This window comes from Cellulomonas sp. NPDC055163 (assembly GCF_053607065.1).
On record NZ_JBSGSU010000001.1, the window covers coordinates 340,862 to 360,375 of the forward strand.

15 protein-coding genes are annotated in these 19,514 nt (G+C 75.8%); 11 read left to right on the top strand and 4 right to left on the bottom strand.

What is annotated here, in order from left to right:
* Positions 1–103 precede the first annotated feature (103 nt).
* Complete coding sequence (locus tag ACWFNE_RS01480) at positions 104–1,987, top strand: MDR family MFS transporter (protein ID WP_452120684.1); 1,884 nt, start codon at positions 104–106, stop codon at positions 1,985–1,987.
* A gap of 81 nt (positions 1,988–2,068) precedes the next feature.
* Here ACWFNE_RS01480 and ACWFNE_RS01485 read toward each other — a convergent pair whose 3' ends face one another.
* Positions 2,069–3,280: a diguanylate cyclase gene (locus ACWFNE_RS01485; RefSeq protein WP_452120685.1), complete on the bottom strand. Its 1,212-nt coding sequence runs from the start codon at positions 3,278–3,280 to the stop codon at positions 2,069–2,071.
* A gap of 186 nt (positions 3,281–3,466) precedes the next feature.
* Positions 3,467–3,949, bottom strand: coding sequence for an RrF2 family transcriptional regulator (locus tag ACWFNE_RS01490; RefSeq protein ID WP_452121124.1), 483 nt, complete (start codon positions 3,947–3,949; stop codon positions 3,467–3,469).
* Positions 3,950–4,049: 100 nt separating this feature from the next.
* Here ACWFNE_RS01490 and ACWFNE_RS01495 point away from each other — a divergent pair, with 100 nt between their 5' ends.
* The 10 genes from ACWFNE_RS01495 (at position 4,050) to ACWFNE_RS01540 (ending at position 17,392) form a co-directional block, all read left to right on the top strand.
* Entirely contained in the window at positions 4,050–4,805 is a 756-nt protein-coding gene (locus ACWFNE_RS01495) for an SDR family oxidoreductase (RefSeq protein ID WP_452120686.1), read from the top strand.
* Positions 4,802–6,271 (top strand): NAD(P)/FAD-dependent oxidoreductase, encoded by a 1,470-nt coding sequence (locus tag ACWFNE_RS01500; RefSeq protein WP_452120687.1) that lies wholly within the window; start codon positions 4,802–4,804, stop codon positions 6,269–6,271. The genes ACWFNE_RS01495 and ACWFNE_RS01500 overlap by 4 nt, the downstream gene beginning before the upstream one ends.
* A 339-nt stretch (positions 6,272–6,610) precedes the next feature.
* Positions 6,611–8,143 (top strand): pyridoxal phosphate-dependent decarboxylase family protein, encoded by a 1,533-nt coding sequence (locus ACWFNE_RS01505; protein ID WP_452120688.1) that lies wholly within the window; start codon positions 6,611–6,613, stop codon positions 8,141–8,143.
* Complete coding sequence (locus ACWFNE_RS01510; RefSeq protein ID WP_452120689.1) at positions 8,137–9,645, top strand: lysine N(6)-hydroxylase/L-ornithine N(5)-oxygenase family protein; 1,509 nt, start codon at positions 8,137–8,139, stop codon at positions 9,643–9,645. Before ACWFNE_RS01505 ends, ACWFNE_RS01510 begins: the two co-directional genes overlap by 7 nt.
* The gene (locus ACWFNE_RS01515; protein WP_452120690.1) at positions 9,642–10,331 is read left to right on the top strand and encodes a GNAT family N-acetyltransferase; all 690 of its coding nucleotides are present in this window, start codon (positions 9,642–9,644) and stop codon (positions 10,329–10,331) included. The genes ACWFNE_RS01510 and ACWFNE_RS01515 overlap by 4 nt, the downstream gene beginning before the upstream one ends.
* Positions 10,328–12,142 (top strand): IucA/IucC family protein, encoded by a 1,815-nt coding sequence (locus tag ACWFNE_RS01520; protein ID WP_452120691.1) that lies wholly within the window; start codon positions 10,328–10,330, stop codon positions 12,140–12,142. The genes ACWFNE_RS01515 and ACWFNE_RS01520 overlap by 4 nt, the downstream gene beginning before the upstream one ends.
* Positions 12,139–14,481 carry a penicillin acylase family protein gene (locus tag ACWFNE_RS01525; RefSeq protein ID WP_452120692.1) on the top strand — a complete coding sequence of 781 codons (2,343 nt, stop codon included), beginning with the start codon at positions 12,139–12,141 and terminating at the stop codon, positions 14,479–14,481. Before ACWFNE_RS01520 ends, ACWFNE_RS01525 begins: the two co-directional genes overlap by 4 nt.
* A 125-nt stretch (positions 14,482–14,606) precedes the next feature.
* Positions 14,607–15,311: a GNAT family N-acetyltransferase gene (locus ACWFNE_RS01530; protein WP_452120693.1), complete on the top strand. Its 705-nt coding sequence runs from the start codon at positions 14,607–14,609 to the stop codon at positions 15,309–15,311.
* A 13-nt stretch (positions 15,312–15,324) separates the two neighbouring features.
* A complete protein-coding gene (locus tag ACWFNE_RS01535) occupies positions 15,325–16,119 on the top strand; it encodes a siderophore-interacting protein (protein WP_452120694.1) in 795 nt (264 codons plus the stop codon).
* A 241-nt stretch (positions 16,120–16,360) separates the two neighbouring features.
* Positions 16,361–17,392, top strand: a complete 1,032-nt coding sequence (locus tag ACWFNE_RS01540; protein WP_452120695.1) for a hypothetical protein — start codon at positions 16,361–16,363, stop codon at positions 17,390–17,392.
* Positions 17,393–17,425: 33 nt separating this feature from the next.
* Here the strand turns inward: ACWFNE_RS01540 and ACWFNE_RS01545 are convergent, their stop codons facing one another.
* Positions 17,426–17,893: an N-acetyltransferase family protein gene (locus tag ACWFNE_RS01545; RefSeq protein WP_452120696.1), complete on the bottom strand. Its 468-nt coding sequence runs from the start codon at positions 17,891–17,893 to the stop codon at positions 17,426–17,428.
* Positions 17,890–19,509: a dihydrolipoamide acetyltransferase family protein gene (locus tag ACWFNE_RS01550; RefSeq protein WP_452120697.1), complete on the bottom strand. Its 1,620-nt coding sequence runs from the start codon at positions 19,507–19,509 to the stop codon at positions 17,890–17,892. The genes ACWFNE_RS01545 and ACWFNE_RS01550 overlap by 4 nt, the downstream gene beginning before the upstream one ends.
* Positions 19,510–19,514: the final 5 nt, after the last annotated feature.

Sequence of the window (19,514 nt, forward strand, 5' to 3'; positions counted from 1 at the left end):
TGAAGCAACTAGTTGCGTTCACGGCTGGACCCTGGCCGACGCCCCGCACCGTTCCCGACCGACCGTCCGGGACACACCCACCCCGCGCTCCACCGAGAGGCCCGTGTTGTCCACGACCCCAGCTCCCCGTGTCGCACCGCCCGCCACGGCGTCCGTCCCCGCGTCCGGTCCGACGCACCGCGAGATCGTCACGATCCTCGCGGGGCTCATGCTCGGGATGTTCCTCGCCGCGCTGGACCAGACGATCGTCGCGACGTCGATCCGCACGATCGGCGACGACCTGCACGGCCTGTCGCTCCAGGCGTGGGTCACGACCGCGTACCTCATGACGTCGACCATCGCGACGCCGCTGTACGGCAAGCTCTCCGACATCTACGGGCGCAAGCCGTTCTACCTGCTCGCGATCAGCCTCTTCGTCGTCGGCTCGCTGCTCTGCGGCACCGCCGACTCGATGTACCAGCTCGCGATCTACCGCGGGGTGCAGGGCCTCGGTGCGGGCGGTCTCATGGCGCTCGCGATCACCATCCTCGGGGACCTCGTCCCGCCGCGTGAGCGCGCCCGCTACCAGGCGTACTTCCTCGCCGTGTGGGGCACGTCGTCGGTCATCGGGCCGGTCATCGGCGGGTTCTTCGCCGGGGCGGACACCATCCTCGGGATCGACGGCTGGCGCTGGATCTTCCTCGTCAACGTGCCGCTCGGGGCCCTCGCGATCGCCGTCGTCGCGCGCGTCCTGCACCTGCCGCCCGTCCGCCGCGTCCAGCACCGGATCGACTGGCCCGGTGCGCTCATGCTCGTCGTCGGTCTCGTGCCGCTGCTGCTCGTCGCCGAGCAGGGCCGTGAGTGGGGCTGGACGTCGCCGCGTGCGCTGCTCTGCTACGCCGTCGGGGTCGTCGGGCTCGGGCTGTTCGTGGTCGCCGAGGTCGTCGCCAAGAAGGACGCGCTGCTGCCGCTGCACCTGTTCCGGAACCGGACCTTCTCGGTCGGTGCCGGCGCGAACGTCGTCATCGGGCTCGGGATGTTCGGCGGGCTCGCGACGCTGCCGCTCTACCTGCAGATCGTCAAGGGCCTGAGCCCGACGCAGGCCGGCCTCACGCTCATCCCGTTCACGCTCGGCATCATGACCGGCTCGATCATCACCGGGCAGCTCACGTCGCGGACCGGCCGCTACAAGTGGTTCCCCGTCATCGGCACCGTGCTGATGGGCGTCGGCGCGCTGATGTTCTCGCGCCTGACGCCCGACACGATGCTCCCGGAGGTGTTCGCCGACTCGATCGTGTTCGGGCTCGGGCTCGGGTTCACGATGCAGCCGCTCGTGCTCGCGGTGCAGAACGCCGTCCCGGTGCAGGACATGGGGGTCGCCACGTCGTCGTCGCTGTTCTTCCGGCAGGTCGGCGGGACGCTCGGGACCGCGGTGTTCCTGTCGATCCTGTTCTCGACCGTCGGGGAGAACATCCGCGACGCGTTCACGAGCCTCGCCCGCACGCCCGACTTCCAGGCGGCGCTCACCGACCCGGCGGTCGTCGCCGACCCGGCGAACGCGCCGGTGCTCGGCATGGTGCAGGGCGGGGGCGGCGACATGCCGTCGCTCGACGACTCCTCGTTCATCAACGCCCTCGACCCGCGGCTCGCCCGGCCGTTCCTCGACGGCTTCTCCGCGTCGATCAGCACGGTGCTGCTCATCGCGGCCGCGGTCATGGTGCTCGGCGTGATCCTGACGCTGCTCCTGCCCGAGCTGCCGCTGCGCAACGTCTCGGGCATCCAGGGCCGGCTCGCGGACGAGGCCGCGGCGGACGCGGCGGAGGCGGAGGCAGCCGACCTGACGGCGGCGGTCTCGGGGTCCGGTGCGGTCGCGGCTGCGGCGCCGACGGCGGCCGGGGGTGCCGGCACGGTCGGGGGTGCGGCGGACGGCCGGGTCACGGCGGACGACGCCGCGCCGCGGACGCTCGACGGCGTGCTCGACGCCGGCACGGACGACCGCCCGCGCTGACCGCGCGCCCGCTCGACCGACGGCCCGTCACCCCCGTGGTGGCGGGCCGTCGCCGTGCGGCGGGCGGCTGCGGCCGGTCGATCAGGCGCGGGCGGAGGTCCGGACCTGCTCGCCGTCCGCCACGACGCGGTTCTTGCCGCCGAGCTTCGCAAGGTAGAGCAGCCGGTCGGCGACGCCCACGAGCTCCTCGGGGTCGGTCGGCCGGTCCACGTGCGTCACGCCGATGCTCACCGTGACGGCGAGCCCGGACGCGCGGTCGCCCAGGTCGAGCGCGGCCGCGCCGGCGCGGATCCGCTCGCACAGCGCGAGCGCGTCCTCGACGGAGGTCGAGGGCATCGCGATGACGAACTCCTCGCCGCCGACCCGCGCGACGACGTCGTCGGCGCGACCGAGGGTCTGGAGCATGCGGGCGACCTCGCGCAGCACGAGGTCGCCGACGGGGTGACCGAACCGGTCGTTGACGCCCTTGAAGTCGTCGATGTCGAGCACCGCGACCGCGAGCCCCGCCGCGTCGGGCGTCGCCGCGAGGTGCAGCAGCGCCTCGTCGAGCGCGCGCCGGTTGTTGAGCCCGGTCAGGGGGTCGCGCCGCGACAGCACGCGCAGCTGCGCGGCGAGCTCGTGGGAGCGGCTGAGCGCCTCCTCGAGCTCCTCGGTGCGCGCCGAGACGCGCGACTCGAGGTCCTTGTTGACCTCGGCGAGGTGCCGCGCGAGCTCCTCGGCGCGGACCTTCTGGTCGACGGCGGACGTGAGCGCCGAGTCCATCGCGGCGCGCTGCACGACCGCCGTGAGCGCGGTGACGCACGCGATCGCGACGCAGTAGACGGCGAGCTGGTCGGGTGTGATGGCGGCGAGCCGCCAGCCGAGCACCCGCGCGAGCACCACACCCTCGGCGATCGCGGCGACGAGCACCACCGGGACCCAGCGTGCACGCACGAGCGCACCGGCGATCGTCACGAACACGGCCATGAACAGCGGCGAGTAGCTGCCGTCGCGGCCGTGCACCGACGGCACGACGAGCACGCCGAGGAGCTGCACGATGAGGAGCGCGGTCGCCACGCCGAGGTGCCCGCGCCGTGCGACGAAGGCCGCCGTGAAGCTCAGCGCCGACGCGGCGAGCAGCGTCACGACGGTCGCCTCGGCGTACGGGAGCACGGTCACGACCGGCGTGAGCAGGAGCGCGAGGATCCCGAGGCCCGTGCCGACGGCGACCACGAGCGACGCCCGGCTGCGGCGCACGAGGTCGGGCTCGGGCACGACGAGGACGCGCCTCACCGCGGCGACGACCCGACGCACCCGTCCTCCCTCCACCTGCACGTGCCTGTGCCTGTGCCTGTGCACGACTGATCGGCACGGCCCGGCCGTTGTGAGCACTCCGCAGGGTGGGCCGGGCCACGTCAGGATCACAGCCGCGACCCACATGCGCAGCGCGAGCGGCGGCCCGGGCGGCCGCGGGCGGGGAGGCGGGTCCGCCTCCCGGGGTCAGTCCCGGGCGCCGACGCCCGCGAGCCAGGCGCGCGTGCCGCCGAGGACGTCCTGCCCGTAGTCGAGGTTGACCTGGCCCGCCAGGTGGGCGACGGTCACCGCCGCGAGCGACTCGCGCCACGCGTTCTCGGCGGCGTACATGGTCCGGGCGATGACGCACGGCGTCGCGCACGCCTCGGGCGCGGCGGCGCGCGGGCCGCGCTGGCGGATCTCGGTGCACACGAAGGCCGACCCGCTGCCGTCGATCGCCCGCACGACGTCGTAGACGCTGATCTCGGACGCCGGCCGCGTCAGCACGTAGCCGCCGGACGGCCCCTGCGTGGAGCGCACGAGGCCCGCGCGGGACAGCGCCTGGAGCTGCTTGGCGAGGTAGCTGGCGGACACGTCGTGGAGCTCGGCGAGGCGGGCGGCCGGGACGGGCTCGTCGGCGACCGTCAGCACGACGCAGCAGTGCAGGGCCCACTCGACCCCTCCGGACATCTTCACGGGCCCAGCCTACTTGACTCGGACAATCTATGTCCGAGCAGCATCCCGGACAACGGATGTCCGAGATAGGCGTCCCCGTCACGAGGAGAAGACCATGCGCATCGTCGTCATCGGAGGAACCGGGCTCATCGGCTCGCGGCTCGCGCCCCACCTCGTCGCCGCCGGCCACGAGGTCGTCCTCGCCGCGCCCAGCACCGGCGTCGACGTCCTCACGGGCGCAGGTGTCGACGAGGCACTGACCGGCACCGACGTCGTCGTCGACGTCTCCAACTCGCCGTCCTTCGAGGACGCGGCGGTGCTCGACTTCTTCACGCGCGCCGGGCGCACCCTCGCCGCCGCCGAGGCCCGCGCAGGCGTCCGGCACCACGTCGCCCTCTCGATCGTCGGAGCCGAGCGCTCGCCCGACAGCGGCTACCTGCGCGCCAAGGTCGCGCAGGAGGAGATCGTCCGCACCTCCGGGACGCCTTACTCGATCCTGCGTGCGACGCAGTTCTTCGAGTTCCTGCGCAGCATCGCGAACGCCTCCACGCTCGGCGACGAGGTCCGGGTGACCGACGCGACGCTCCAGCCCGTCGCGGCGGACGAGGTCGCGTCGACCCTCGCCGAGGTCACGCTCGGGGAGCCGATCGGCGACCACGTCGAGCTCGGCGGGCCCGAGCGGCACGGCCTCGACGTGCTCGTGCGCCGGGTCCTGGAGGCCGACGGCGACGCGCGCCGCACCGTCGCCGACCACGCCGTCGGCTACTTCGGTGCCGTGATCGACGACGCCTCGCTCACCACCGCCCCCGGGGCGCGGCTCGGCACGACCACGCTCGAGACGTGGCTCCGGACGAACGTGGCCGTCCGGTGAGCCGCACCGGCACCCCGGCGCCGGAGGTCGCGGCGCGCCGGGGACCAGCGCCCGTCCGGGTCGTCGTCGTGGGCGGCGGGTTCGCCGGGTTCTTCGCGCTGAAGCACCTCGCGCGCCACCTGCCGCCGGGGACCGCGGAGCTCGTGCTGGTCACGCCGACCGACCACCTGCTCTACAGCCCGCTGCTGCCCGAGGTCGTCACCGGCGTCGTCGAGGCCCGCCACGTCGCGGTCTCGCTGCGCCGCGCACTCCCGGGCGTCCGGCTCGTGCTCGGCCGCGTCACGGCGGTCGACCTCGACGCGCGCACCGTCACCGTCACCGGCACCCGCGCCCGTCCGGACGCCCGGCGCGGCGCCGTGCACGAGCCGCAGGTCCTGGCGTGGGACCACCTGGCGCTCACACCCGGCGCGGTCAGCCGCGAGCTCGGCATCCCGGGCGTCGCGGAGCACGGGCGCGGGCTCAAGACGCTGACCGAGGCGGTGTTCATCCGCGACCACCTGCTCGAGGAGCTCGACCTCGCGGACGCCGAGCCGGACACCCCGGAGGGCAGGGCGAGGCGCCGGGCCCGGCTCACGGTGGTCGCCGTCGGCGCGGGGTACACCGGCACGGAGGTCGTCGCGCAGTCGCAGCGCTGGCTGCGCACCATCGAGCGGCGCTGGGACCACACGCGGGCCGACGACGTCCGGTGGGTGCTCGTCGACCTCGCCGCGAGCGTCCTGCCGGAGCTCGGCCCGGTGCTCGGCGGGCGCGCTCTCGGGGTCCTGCAGCGGCGCGGGGTCGAGGTGCGGCTCGGGGTCAGCGTCGCGTCCGTCGACGCGGACGAGGTGCGGCTCACCGACGGGACGGCGATCCCGTCGCGCACGCTGCTCTGGGGCGCGGGCGTGGTGCCGAACCCGCTGGTCGCGTCGCTCGGGCTGCCCACCCGGCGGGGCCGGCTCGCGGTCGACCCCGACCTGTCCGTCCCGGGAGTCCCCGGCCTCTGGGCCGCCGGCGACGCCGCCGCCGTCCCCGACCTCGCGTCGCGCACACCCGCACCGGGCGGCGTCGTGGCGGAGCGGCCCGACACACCCCCGACGGCGCAGCACGCGCAGCGGCAGGGCGCGACGCTCGGGCGGAACATCGCCGCACGCCTCGGGGTGGGTCGCACGGTCCCCTACCGGCACCGCGACCTGGGCCTCGTGGCCGACCTCGGCGGGTGGGACGGCGTCGCGCGACCGCTCGGCGTCCCGGTCAGCGGCCCGCTCGCCAAGGTCGTGGCCCGCGGCTACCACCTCGCGGCGCTCCCGGCCTGGTCGAACCGCGTGCGCGTCGCGGCGGACTGGCTGTTCGCCACCCTGCTGCCCCCGGACTCGACGCAGCTCTCGGTCGTCCGCGCGGAGGACGCGCGTGTCGCGTCGGCGCAGGCGACGGACATCTACGCGCGGGAGGACCGGCCCGGGGGTGACGCGGCGCGGGCGGGGCGGTGAGGACAGGGCACGCCGGTGAGGCAGAGCAGGGCGGTGAGGACAGGGCAGGTCGGTGAGGGCGGGGAGATGAGGGTAGGGCAGGGCACGGCAGTCAGGGCGGTGCGGGCAGGGCACGGCAGTCAGGGCAGGGCGGGCGAGGCAGGTCGGCGAGAGCAGGACGGCGGCGCAGGGCCGCGGGCGGGCGCGGGCGGGCGCGGGCCGGCACGGCGAGACGCGTGTTGACGTCACCCGTTCGTGCGCTACCTTAGCCAAGCCTTACTTAGGAGAGCCTCACCAACTCTGCGGCCGTCCGCCGCTGCCTGCCCTCACCCGCCAGTCCCTCACCACAGGAGCACCTGCGTGCACGAGCTGCTGTCCGCCGCGACCGCCGACCACTACGCCGCGACGATGCGCGAGACGGTCGACCTCCTCGCGGACCGGTTCCGCGAGACCCGCCGCCCGTTCTCCGGTGCGAGCCGCGAGGAGCTCGGCGCGCTCGTCGACGCCGTCGACCTCGACGCCCCGGGCCAAGGCACGGCGGCGGCGCTGCGCGAGGTCGACGCGCTGTTCGTGCGGAACGCCGTCTGGTTCCACCACCCCGACTACGCGGCGCACCTCAACTGCCCGGTCGCGGTCCCCGCGGTCGCCGCCGAGGCCGTCGTCGCCGCCGTCAACGCCTCGCTCGACACCTACGACCAGTCGACCGCGGGCACGCTCATGGAGCGCCGGCTCGTCGCATGGACGGCGGCCCGGATCGGCTTCGCCGGGGGCGACGGCATCTTCACCTCGGGCGGCACGCAGTCCAACCTGCAGGCGCTGCTGATCGCCCGCGACCACGCGCTCGCCGGACCCGGTATCGCCGCCGGCGGGCCGGCGGGCAGCGCGACCGGCACCGCGCCGACGCTCGACCGGCTCGTCGTCCTCGCGACCGCGTCGAGCCACTTCAGCGTGCAGAAGTCCGCGCGCCTGCTCGGCCTCGGCGAGGACGCGGTGCTGGCCGTCGCGACGGACGAGCTCGGCCGGATGCGCCCCGAGGTCCTCGCCGCGACGCTCGACGCCGCGCGCGCCGCCGGGCGGGTACCCATGTGCGTCGTCGCGACCGCCGGCACGACCGACCGCGGCTGCATCGACCCGCTCGGCCCGATCGCCGACGCGTGCGACGCGGCCGGGGTCTGGCTGCACGTCGACGCGGCCTACGGGTGCGGGCTGCTCGTCTCCCCGACGCGACGGCACCTGCTCGACGGCATCGAGCGCGCACGGTCCGTGACCGTCGACTACCACAAGAGCTTCTTCCAGCCCGTCTCGTCGAGCGCGCTGATCGTGCGTCACGGCGCAGACCTCGCGCCCGTCGCCTGGTACGCGGACTACCTCAACCCCGAGGGCAGCGGCGAGCCCAACCAGGTCGACAAGTCGCTGCAGACGACGCGCCGCTTCGACGCGCTCAAGCTCTGGGTCACGCTGCGCGCGCTCGGCGCGGACCGCCTCGGCGAGATGTTCGACGCGGTCGTCGACCTCGCCGCCGCCGCGCACGACCTCGTCGAGCAGGACCCCGACCTGCGCCTCGTGGGCCGGTCGCAGCTCAGCACCGTGCTGTTCCGCTACCAGCCGCCCGGCGTGCCGGACGCCCGGGCCGACGCGCTCGTCCCGCTCGTGCGCCGCGCGCTGTTCGACTCGGGCCGCACGATCGTCGCCAAGACCGTCGTCGACGGCCGGGCCTGCCTCAAGCTCACGCTGCTCAACCCCGACTCGACCGTCGAGGACGTCCGCCGCGTGCTCGGTGCGGTCCGCGACGCCGCAGCGGCGCTCGACGCGGGGCGCGAGCTCGCGACCGGCCTCGACCGCGAGCTCGACGCCGTGCTCGACGGCGACCTGGACGGGGCGCTCGCATGGTGAGCGCGCCGGCGGGCGGGCTCGGCGCGGTCGGCGGGTCCGGCGCGATCAGCGGGTCCGGGGCGGTGGGCGCGTCCGGCGCGGCGGGCGGGTCTGGCGCGGCGGGCGGTGGGCACGTGCACGACGTCGTCGGCATCGGCATCGGCCCGTTCAACCTCGGGCTCGCGTGCCTGAGCGCGCCGCTCGACCTCGACGCGGTGTTCCTCGACGCCGCGGACGAGTTCCGCTGGCACCCCGGCATGATGATCGACGGCGCGACGATCCAGGTCCCGTTCCTCGCGGACCTCGTGACGATGGCCGACCCGACGTCGCCGTACTCGTTCCTCAGCTACCTCAAGGCCACGGGCCGGCTCTACGCGTTCTACATCCGCGAGAGCTTCTACCCGCTGCGCGCCGAGTACGACGCGTACTGCCGGTGGGCCGCCGACCGGCTCGACTCGCTGCGCTGGGGCCGTCGCGTCGTCGCGCTCGAGGTCGACCCCGCGGACCCCGAGCTGTGGCTGGTCCGGGCGGTCCGGGTCGGCACCGGCACCGGCACCGGCACCGGCACCGGCACCGAGGAGACCTACCGCGCACGCCACGTCGTGCTCGGCACCGGCACCTCGCCGGTCGTCCCGGCCGCGCTGCGCGGCCTGCTGGGGGCCGAGGGCTCGGGCGGCGTGGGCAGCCCCGACGGCCGGGCGGCCGCCCTCGCGGTGCACAGCGCCGACTACCTCCCGCACCGCGAGCGCCTCGCCGCCGCGCCGTCGGTCACGGTGATCGGCAGCGGGCAGTCCGCGGCGGAGGTGTACCGCGACCTGCTCGGCACGCTGCCCGGGCGTGCCGCGCGGCTCGACTGGGTCACCCGCTCCCCGCGGTTCTTCCCGATGGAGTACACCAAGCTGACGCTCGAGATGACGTCGCCGGAGTACACCGACCACTTCCACGGGCTCCCGCACGAGCAGCGGCGCACGCTCGGGCGTGAGCAGCGGTCGCTGTACAAGGGCATCAGCGGCCCGCTGATCGACGAGATCTACGACGCGCTCTACCGGCTGAGCCTCGACGGTCCGGTGCCGACGACTCTGCTCACGGACACCGAGCTGCTCGCGGCCGACCGGGACGACGCCACCGGCGAGTACGTGCTGCGCCTGCGGCACGCCCAGCTCGACGAGGTGCACGAGCGGCGCACCTCGGCGCTCGTGCTCGCGACCGGGTACGCCGCGCAGGTCCCCGACTTCGTGCTCGGCGTGCGCGACCGGCTCGACTGGGACCCCGACGGGCGGTTCGCCGTCGCACGCGACTACTCGGTCGACGGCGGCCGCGGGCGCGTGTTCGTGCAGAACGCCGAGGAGCACACGCACGGCGTCACCGCGCCGGACCTCGGCTTCGGGGCGTGGCGGAACTCGTCGATCCTCGCGTCGATCACCGGGCGCGAGGTGTACCCCGTCGAGCGTCGGATCGCGTTCCAGGAGTTCGGCGTGCCGGGCGACGCGCGCCGGGTCGCCCGCGCGGCGGGCGCCCGGTGAGCGCGCCGGTGGGCGCACCGCGCGCGACGGCGGGCGGGCCGACGGGCGGGGCGACGACCGTCCCGAGCGCCGCACCCGCAGCGCGTGCCGGGGCGGCCGGTGCCGTGCCCGCACGCGGCACGTGGACGGCTCCCCCGTCCCCCGTCGGGCACCTGAGCCTCGCCCGCGTCGACGCGGGGACGGACGCCGCCGTGGTGCACGCGTGGCTGTCCCACGCGGCGTCCGCGTTCTGGCAGATGACGCACCTGTCCCTCGACGACGTGCGGGACTACCTCGCGGGCGTCTCGGCCGACCCGTACCAGAACGCGTGGCTCGGGAGCGTCGACGGCGTCCCCACGTTCTTCGTCGAGACCTACGACCCCGGGTGCCTCCTGCTGACCGACGTGCCGGAGGTCGAGCCGGGCGACCTCGGCATGCACCTGCTCGTCGCCCCGCCCGGCGAGGCGCCGGTGCACGGGCTCACGTCCGCGGTGATGGCCGCGACCGTGCGGTTCTGCTTCGAGCGCCTCGGGGCGACCCGCGTCGTCGTCGAGCCCGACGTGACGAACACCCGCATCGCCGCGAAGAACGCCGCGGCCGGCTTCCGCGTGCTGCGCGAGCTCGAGCTGCCCGGCAAGCGCGCGCACCTCGCCGTGTGCACGCGCGCCGACTTCGACGCCAGCCCTCTCGGACGGAGCGCCGCATGACCCTGACCGACACGACCACGCCCGCAGCGGGAGTCCACCGCCTCGACCCCGCGGCGCACCTACGCCCCGAGACGATGGCCGTCGCGCACCGCCACCTCGTCGCGAAGGCCCTCGCCGAGTTCTCGCACGAGCGGCTGCTCGCCCCGGCGCCCGGCGACGCGGCCGGGACCTACCGCGTCACGCTCGACGGCGACCGCGTCGTCTACCGCTTCCGCGCGCGCCGCACCGCGCTCGAGCACTGGGCGATCGACGAGGCGTCGCTGACCCGCGACGTCGGCGGCACGCCGGCGCCCCTCGACGCGCTCGACCTCGTCCTCGAGCTCCAGCCGCTGCTCGAGATCCCCGACGCCCTGCTCGCCGTCTACCTCGAGGAGCTGTCCTCGACGCTCGCGAGCGCCGCGTACAAGGCGCACCACGGCGGCCCGGCCGTCGCCGAGCTGCTCGGCGCGGACCTCGCGACCGTCGAGCGCGCGATGACCGAGGGGCACCCGGGCTTCGTCGCGAACAACGGGCGCATCGGCTTCGGCGTCGCGGAGCACGCGGCGTACTCGCCCGAGGCCGCGGCGCCCGTGCGGCTCGTGTGGCTCGCCGTGCGGCGCGAGCCGAGCCACCTGGCGCTCGGCGCCGGGATCGACGAGGACGCGTTCTACCGCGCCGAGCTCGGGGACGCCGCGCTCGACCGGTTCGCGGGGCGCCTGCGCCTGCTCGGGCTCGACCCCGCGGGCTACCGGTACCTGCCCGTGCACCCGTGGCAGTGGGAGCACCGCGTCGCGATCACGTTCGCCGCCGACGTCGCGCGGCGCGACCTCGTGCTGCTCGGCGAGGGCGACGACGACCACCAGGCGCAGCAGTCCATCCGCACGCTGCTCAACCGCTCGCGCCCCGACCGGGACTACGTCAAGGTCGCGCTCGCGATCCAGAACATGGGGTTCCTGCGCGGGCTGTCCCCCGCGTACATGCGCGCGACCCCGGCGATCAACGACTGGGTCGCGGAGCTCGTCGCGGGCGACCCGACGCTCGTCGAGGCCGGGTTCCGGGTGCTGCGCGAGCACGTGTCGATCGGCTACACCGGCGACGTCTACCACCGCACCGCGCAGCCGAGCGCGCACCGCAAGATGCTCGCCGCACTGTGGCGGGAGAGCCCGGTGCCGCGCGTCGAGCCCAATCAGCACCTCGCGACGATGGCCTCGCTGCTGCACCGCGACGCCGCCGGGGACGCGTTCGTCACGGCGCTCGTCGACGCGTCGGGCCTCACCCCGCACGCGTGGGTCCGCCGGTACCTGCACGCCTACCTGCGCCCGCTCGTGCACTGCCTGCGGGCGCACGACCTCGCGTTCATGCCGCACGGGGAGAACCTGATCCTCGTGCTCGACGGCCACGCGGTCGCGGGGGCGTTCATGAAGGACATCGGCGAGGAGATCGCCGTGCTCAGCGACCGCCCGCTGCCCGACGACGTCGCGCGCGTGCGTGCGGTCGTCGACGACGACGAGAAGGCGCTCGCGATCTTCACCGACGTGTTCGACGGGTTCCTCCGGCACCTCGCCGCGATCCTCGACGCCGACGGCGTGCTGCCCGAGGGCGAGTTCTGGGCGCTCGTCGGCGAGTGCGTCGACCGGCACGCCGCCGACCACCCCGGCCTCACGAGCGGCGTCGACCTGCGCGCCCCGCGGTTCGCGCACTCGTGCCTCAACCGCCTCCAGCTCCGCAACACGCTGCAGATGGTCGACCTGACCGACCAGTCGGGGTCGCTCATCTACGCCGGGACGCTCGCGAACCCGATCGCGCGCGACGCGGTGGTCGCCGCGTCATGACCGCCGAGCTGTTCCGCGACGCGTGGGGAGTCCCGCACGTGCGCGCCGCCGACCACCTCGAGCTCGCCGAGGCGCAGGGCCGCGTCACCGCCCTCGACCGCGGCTGGCAGATCGAGGTCGACCGGTGGCGCGCCGAGGGCCGGCTCGCGGAGCGCGTCGGTGCAGCCGGGCTGGCGTGGGACCGGTTCGCGCGGCAGGCCCGGCTCGCCGACACCGCGCAGCGCGCGTACGCCGCGCTCGACGACGACGTGCGCGCGTGGGTCGTCGCCTACGTGCGCGGCGTGAACGCGGGGCTGGACGCCGCGCCGCGCCCGGTCGAGCTCGCGGCGCTCGACGAGCGGTTCGGGTCGCCGACCCCGCACGAGCCGTGGCCCGCGTGGGCGCCGCTCGGCGTGATGCTCGTCGCGCACGCGCTGTTCTCGACGTTCCCGCGCGTGCTGTGGAACGCGCACGTCGAGCGGGCGCTCGGGGCCGCCGGGCTGGCCGTCCTGGGCGGCGCGGACCCGGCGGAGGCGCGGGGCGCGGGTGCTGTCGCGGGGTCCGCTGCGGGTGCCGCGACGGGGCTGGGCGACGGCGCCGCGCCCGACGACCCGACCGAGGCCGGCGGCGTCCCGACGTCCGGCAGCAACGCGTGGGCCCTGCACGGCTCCCGGACCGCGAGCGGCCGGCCCCTCCTGGCCGGCGACCCGCACCGCCTGCTCGAGCTCCCCGGCGTCTACCAGCAGGTCCGCCTCGCGTGCCCCGGGATCGACGTCGTCGGCCTGACGTTCCCCGGCGTCCCCGGCGTCCAGCACTTCGGGCAGACCCCCACGGCGGCGTGGGGCATCACGAACGCGATGGCGCACGGCGTCGAGGTGGCCCGCGAGCGCGTGCGCCTGCGCGGGGACGGCGTCGAGGCGCTCGGGCCCGACGGGTGGGAGCCCGCCGAGCGGCTCGTCGAGCGCATCGGGGTGCGCGGCGGGGCGGACGTCGAGGTCGAGGTGGTCGAGACACCGCGGGGCGTGGTGCTCGCAGTGGAGCCGCTCGACCGGGTCTCGACGGCGGTCGCGGTGGGGACGACGGGCGCCACGGCGGGGACGACGGGCGCTATGGCGGGTCGGACGGCTGACGCGGCGACGGGCGCGACGACGGATCCGGTGCACGGGGCGACGAGGGAGCTGACCGCACCCGAGGGTGTCGTCGTGCACAGCGTCCGGTTCCCGGCGCGGGCCTCCGCCGACCTCGGCTTCGCGTGCCTCCTCCCCCTGCTGCGCGCCCGCACGGCGCACGACGTCGTCGGCGCGCTCCGCGGCTGGGTCGACCCGGTCAACCGCGTGCTCGCGGCCGACGCGGACGGCACGGTGCTGAGCGCCACGGTGGGCCGCGTCCCGGCCCGGGCCCGCGGCGAGCGACGCCTCCCCCAGGACGCCTGGGCACCCGCCGGACGCCCCGCCCCGTGGCTCGACCCGCCCGAGCCGGTCGAGGTCGCCGAGGTCGCGGTCGACGCGAACGAGCGACCCGGACGCGCGGAGGTCGACCTGGGCCTCGCCTACGCGCCCCCGCACCGCGCGCACCGCATCCGCGCGCTGCTGCACGAGCGCCGGGCCGAGCGCCTCGGCCCCGCGGACATGAGCGCGATCCACGCCGACACGCTGCTCGGCGGGGCGGCCGCGCTGCTGGCGTGGATCGAGGCGGCCGACGACCTCACGCCCGGGGCGGACCGGCTGCGTGCCGGGCTCCTCGCGTGGGACCGGCACATGGACGCGTGCAGCGCGCCCGCCGCGACGTTCGCCGCGTGGCGCTCGGCCCTCGTCCGGCGGCTCGCCGCGCACCCGGCGCTCGGACCGCTGCACGCCCCGCACCCGCACGGGGACGCGCTCGACCCGTGGTTCTCCGTCGCGGCGCGCGTGGCCGACGCCCTGCCCCGGCTGCTCGACGACACCACGCTCGGCATCGACGCAGCGCACGAGGTCCACGCGGCGCTCGAGGAGGTCGCGGCGAGCACGACGGTCGACGACGCCTGGGGCGACCGGCACCGGGTGCTCGCGTCCCACCTGCTCGACGAGATCCCCGGCTGCGCCGCCCCGCCGGTCCCCGACGTCCCGCTCGCGGGCGACGCGGACTGCGTGCGGTGCACCGGCACGACCCCGTCGCTGACCGACCGGGCGTGGCGCGGCTCGGTCGCGCGCTGGGTCTGGGACCTCGCCGACCGCGACCGCAGCCGCTGGTGCGTGCCGTTCGGCGCGAGCGGCGACCCCCGCAGCCCGCACTTCACCGACCAGAACCCCCTGTGGGCCCAGGCGGCGACCGTCGAGGTCGTGACCGACTGGGACCGGCTGACCCCCGAGGAGCTCGTGTGACCACCGCACACCCGTCCGCCCCTGCGGACGCATCCACTCCCGCCGGCGCTTCCGTCGGGGCAACCGCCGCCGCTGCCGCCGAGGCAACCGCTGCCGCCGGCGCGGCTGCCGGAGCCGGTGCCGCGGTGGTCGGCCACGTCCGTCTGCTCGCCGGCCCGCGCGGCGCGGTGGTCGACGAGCGCGTCGTCGAGCCCCTCGGCCCCCTGCGCACGACCGTGCTCGACCCGGTCGCCGACCTCGACACGATCCACGCGTGGGTCACGCAGCCGGGCACCGAGTTCTGGGGCCTCGGCCACCTGACCCGCGAGGAGCTCAGCGAGCTCTACGCGTACGTCGACTCCCTCGGGACGCACCACGCGTTCGTCGTCCGCCGGGGCGACGAGCCGCTCGCGCTGCTGCAGACCTACGACCCGCACCACGACCCCGTCGGCGAGTGCTACCCGGTGCAGCCGGGTGACGTCGGGCTGCACCTGCTGGTCGGCTCGCGCGGGAGCGCGCCGGCGCCCGGCTTCACGTCGCACCTCATCCGGTACCTCACCGACCTCCTGCTGGGTCAGCCGGGTGCCCGGCGGCTCGTCGTCGAGCCCGACGTCCGCAACGAGCGCGCCGTCGCCCGGATGGTCCGCTCGGGCTTCGAGCTGGGCCCGGAGATCGACCTCCCGGACAAGCGCGCCCGCCTCGCGTTCCTCACGGCCCCGGCGCCCGATCCCGGCGCGCTCCCCGTGCCCGGCGCTCCCTCGGCGGCTCACCCCACGCCCGCCGGCGACGCCGACACCCACCCCGGCCCGGCCACCGCGCCCGCCGTCCTGCCCTCGCCCACCACCCGCTGACCGGAGACCACCCGTGCCCACGATCACCGTCACCCACGCCCCGAGCGGCCTCGTCACCGCGCACGTCGAGCGCACGCAGCAGATCAGCCCGCACGTGGTCCGCGTGACCCTCGGCGGGGAGGACCTGCGCCGGTTCGAGCGCCGCGGGTTCGACCAGTGGTTCCGCCTCGCGGTGCCCGTCGACGACCACGCGCGCCTCGACAACCTGCCCTCACGACTCGACACCCGCGGCTATCTCAGGTACCTGACGCTGCCGCGCGCGACCCGCCCGGTGATCCGCAGCTACACCGTGCGCGAGCTGCGCCCCGAGGTCCCCGAGCTCGACATCGACTTCGTCGTGCACGGCACCGACGGGGTCGCGGGCCCGTGGGCGCAGCGGACGCCTCCGGGCGACGAGGTCGCGCTCATCGACCAGGGCTGCGGGTGGGCGCCCGTCCCGGCCGACTGGACGCTCCTCGTCGCCGACGAGACCGGCCTCCCCGCGGTCGCGGGCATCCTGCGGGACCTGCCGCGCGACGCCGTCGGGCACGCGCTCGTCGAGATCCCCGACGCCGACGACGCGCAGCACGTCGACGCCCCCGACGGCATGGCGGTGCACTGGGTCGTCCGGGCACCCGGTGACCGGCCCGGTGCGCGTGCGCTCGAGCACGTCCGGGAGCTGTCGTGGCCGTCGGGCGTGCCGTACGCGTTCGCCGTCGGTGAGTCCGGGCTCGCGACGGGGGTGCGCCGCCACCTCGTCGGCGAGCGCGGCGTCCCCAAGGCCAACGTCACGTTCTGCGGCTACTGGAAGCTGGGCAAGAGCGCCTGACCCGCGGCTACGACGCACGCCGGTCGTCGACTCGGACCTCGGCCCGGAGGCCCGCGGCCCGGAGGCCCGCGGTGCGGCGGTGCGGCGGTGCGGCGGTGCGGCGGTGCGGCGGTGCGGCGGTGCGGCGGTCTGGCGCCGCGCCCGCCCGTCCGCGCTCACCCGGATGCCGCACGCCCGGCCGGCCGCGAGCTGCCCGGGTGCAGGATGGAGGCCGACCGGCCCGCCGACCCGTGAGGAACCCATGACGAGCACGGGTGCGAGCACCGCCGAGTACGACGCGTTCGGCCCGTGGATCGACGAGGTCCGCTCCCCGCAGGACGTCCCGCGGCTCTTCCGCGCGCACCCCCTCGACCTCGACGCCGCACACCTCGTGCTCAAGGTCCCGCGCAACATCTCCCGGCGCGACGCGACCGCCGACATGGACCTGTACGACCACCTCGTCGTGCTGGCCGACGACGAGCTCACCGTGCTGAGCCGGCTCGAGGCTGTGACCGACGCCGGCGAGCCGACCCCGTCGGCGTACGACGAGGCGCTCGGGTACCGGACGTGGTCCTCACGGCCGACCGACGTCGTGGCGATGCGCGACGTCACGAGCATGCTCGACGCGCGGCTCGACCTCCTCACGCAGGACGGCCGCGCACTGACCCTGCGGTACAACGGCTCGGCGGCCGAGGGGGTGCAGCGGCTCGTCGACGCCGTCCGCGCCGCGCACGACGCGAGCACCGCGGGGGATGCGGACTCCGTGCCGGTGACGCTCGCGAAGCGCGCAGCCGTCGCTCCGCCCACCGGCCACGTCCCGACGTCAGCCAGCGCCGCGCAGCCGCGGGACCCCTCGCTCGCCCCGTCGGCCCTCGGTCCGGACGACGTCGGCCTGGTCAACTCCTACCGCGACCTCGCCCGGCGGCTGCCGGACCTGCGGCTGCTCGCGCTGCACCCGCGCCGACGCGTGCACCCGCCGTCGTCCGACGCCGTCGCGCAGGTGCTCCACGCGGTGTCCCCGGCGACGCTGCACGGCGCGGTCGTCGGCCAGGACGAGCGGTGGCTCGAGGTCCTCGGGCGCCGCGCGTGGCTGACGCGGGGCCGGGCACCCGACCACTCGCGCTCGCGGCTGACCGTCGCGCGCTCGGCGATCCGGGGCGCGCACGCGGCGCCGCACCCGGTCTACGGGGGCGTGACGCTGCTGACCCTCACGCTCGTGCTCGGCGGGCCGGGCGTCGAGCTCGCCGTACCGACCGGCTCGGACGCGGAGCGGGCGCTGCTCGCCGGTCGCTGAGCCGCGGGGCTGGGGTCCCCGGGAGGTGCCTGCTCACACGTCCGGCGTCACCGCCGGTGCCAGGTCGTACGTGATCCACGGCGTCGACTCGGCGTGCTGGTCGTACAGCGCCCGGGCGCGCGCGTTGTCCGCGGACGTGATCCAGCGCACCACGGTGAGCCCCTCCGCGGCGGCGTAGCGCTGCAGGTGCCCGAGGATCGCCGTGCCGACACCCTCGCGCCGGCGGTCCGGGTGCGTCACGAGGTCGTCGAGGTAGAGGCCGGTGGACGCGGCGAGCGGGCGGGCGAACCGGCGCACGTGCGCGAGGCCGCCGAGCCCGCCGTCCCCGTCGGTGGCGACCCACGCCTCGAGCTCGTGGGCCGGGTCCAGCGCCCACGCCCACACGGTGTCGAGCGCCGACTCGTCGTCGGGCACCTCGTAGAACTCGCGGTACGCGCGGTACAGCGCGCGCCACGCCTGCTCGTCGGCGGGCGTCACCCGGCGGACCGTCCACGTGCTCATCCCCAGACGAGTCCCTGCGCCGGGTCCTCGAGCACCTTCGCGACGTCCGAGAGCACGCGCGCGCCGAGCCCCCCGTCGACGAGCCTGTGGTCGAAGCTCAGGGCCAGCTGAGTGACGTGCCGGACGCGGATCTTGCCCTTGTGCACCCACGGCTGCTCACGGATCGCGCCGAACGCGAGGATCGCCGCCTCGCCGGGGTTGAGGATCGGGGTGCCGGTGTCGATCCCGAAGACCCCGACGTTCGTGATCGTGATCGTCCCGTCGCTCATGTCGGTCGGGGTCGTCTTCCCCGCGCGCGCCGTGGCGGTGAGCTCGGCGATGCCGACGGCGAGCTCCTTGAGGTCCATCCGGTGCGCGTCCTTGATGTTCGGGACGACGAGCCCGCGCGGCGTCGCGGCGGCGATGCCGAGGTTCACGTAGTGCTTGTAGACGATCTCCTGCGCCGCGTCGTCCCAGCTCGCGTTGATCTCGGGGTGCCGGTCGACGGCGAGGATCAGGGCCTTCGCGGCGACGAGCAGCGGCGTGACGCGGACGTCCGTGAACTCGCGGTCCTCGCGCAGCCGGGCGACGAGCTTCATGGTCCGCGTGACGTCGACCGTGTGGAAGACCGTGACGTGCGGTGCCGTGAACGCGCTCGCGACCATCGCCTCCGCGGTCCGCTTGCGCACCGACTTCACCGGGACGCGCGTCTGGCGGCCGTCGTCGGACACCGTGCCCTGCGCGAGCCACGGGGCGTCGTCGCCCGCGTACGTCGCGAGCGCCCGCGGCTGGGCGCTCGCCTGGTAGGCGACGACGTCCTCGCGCGTGACGATGCCGCCCGGACCCGTCGGGTTCACCGATCCGAGGTCGATCCCGAGGTCGCGCGCGAGCTTGCGGACGGGCGGCTTCGCGAGCGCACGCTCGGACGCGGCGGCCCGGGCTGCGGTCGCGCCGTTCGGCGCACCACCGGCGGTGCGCGCGGGGGCCGGCGCCGGACGCTGCGTGGTGGCGGGGCCCTGGGCCGACGACGCGGCCGGCGCGGACGTCGCCGTCGGCGCGACCGGAGCGGGCGCCGCGGGAGCGGGAGCGGCCGAGGTCGGAGCCGTCGGCGCGACGGACGCAGCAGCCGGAGCGGCCGTCGTCCCGGACGCACCGGCGGCACCGGCCGACCCGGCGGGACCCGCGCCACCAGCACCCTGCGCGACCCGGGGGCGCCGGGCGCTCGACGCGTCCGCGACCCCATAGCCGACGAGCACGGCCTGCTTGCCCTCGGGCGCGCCGGCGGCGTCGCCACCCGCCGCACCGGCAGCCGCCGCACCGGCAGCCGCAGCACCCACGGCCCCAGCACCGGCGTCACCGGACGGGCCCGGCGCGGGCGCCGCGGCACCCGACGGGTCGACGTCGACCACGATGATCGGCGCCCCGACGTCCACGGTCGTCCCGGGCTGGACGAGGATCTCGACGACCACGCCCGCGTACGGGCTCGGCAGCTCGACGAGCGACTTCGCGGTCTCGATCTCGACGATCGTCTGGTTGAGCTCGACCGTGTCGCCGACGGCGACGTGCCACTCGACGATCTCGGCCTCGGTCAGGCCCTCGCCGGCGTCGGGCAGGTGGAACGTCTGGTGCGTGGGCACGTCGG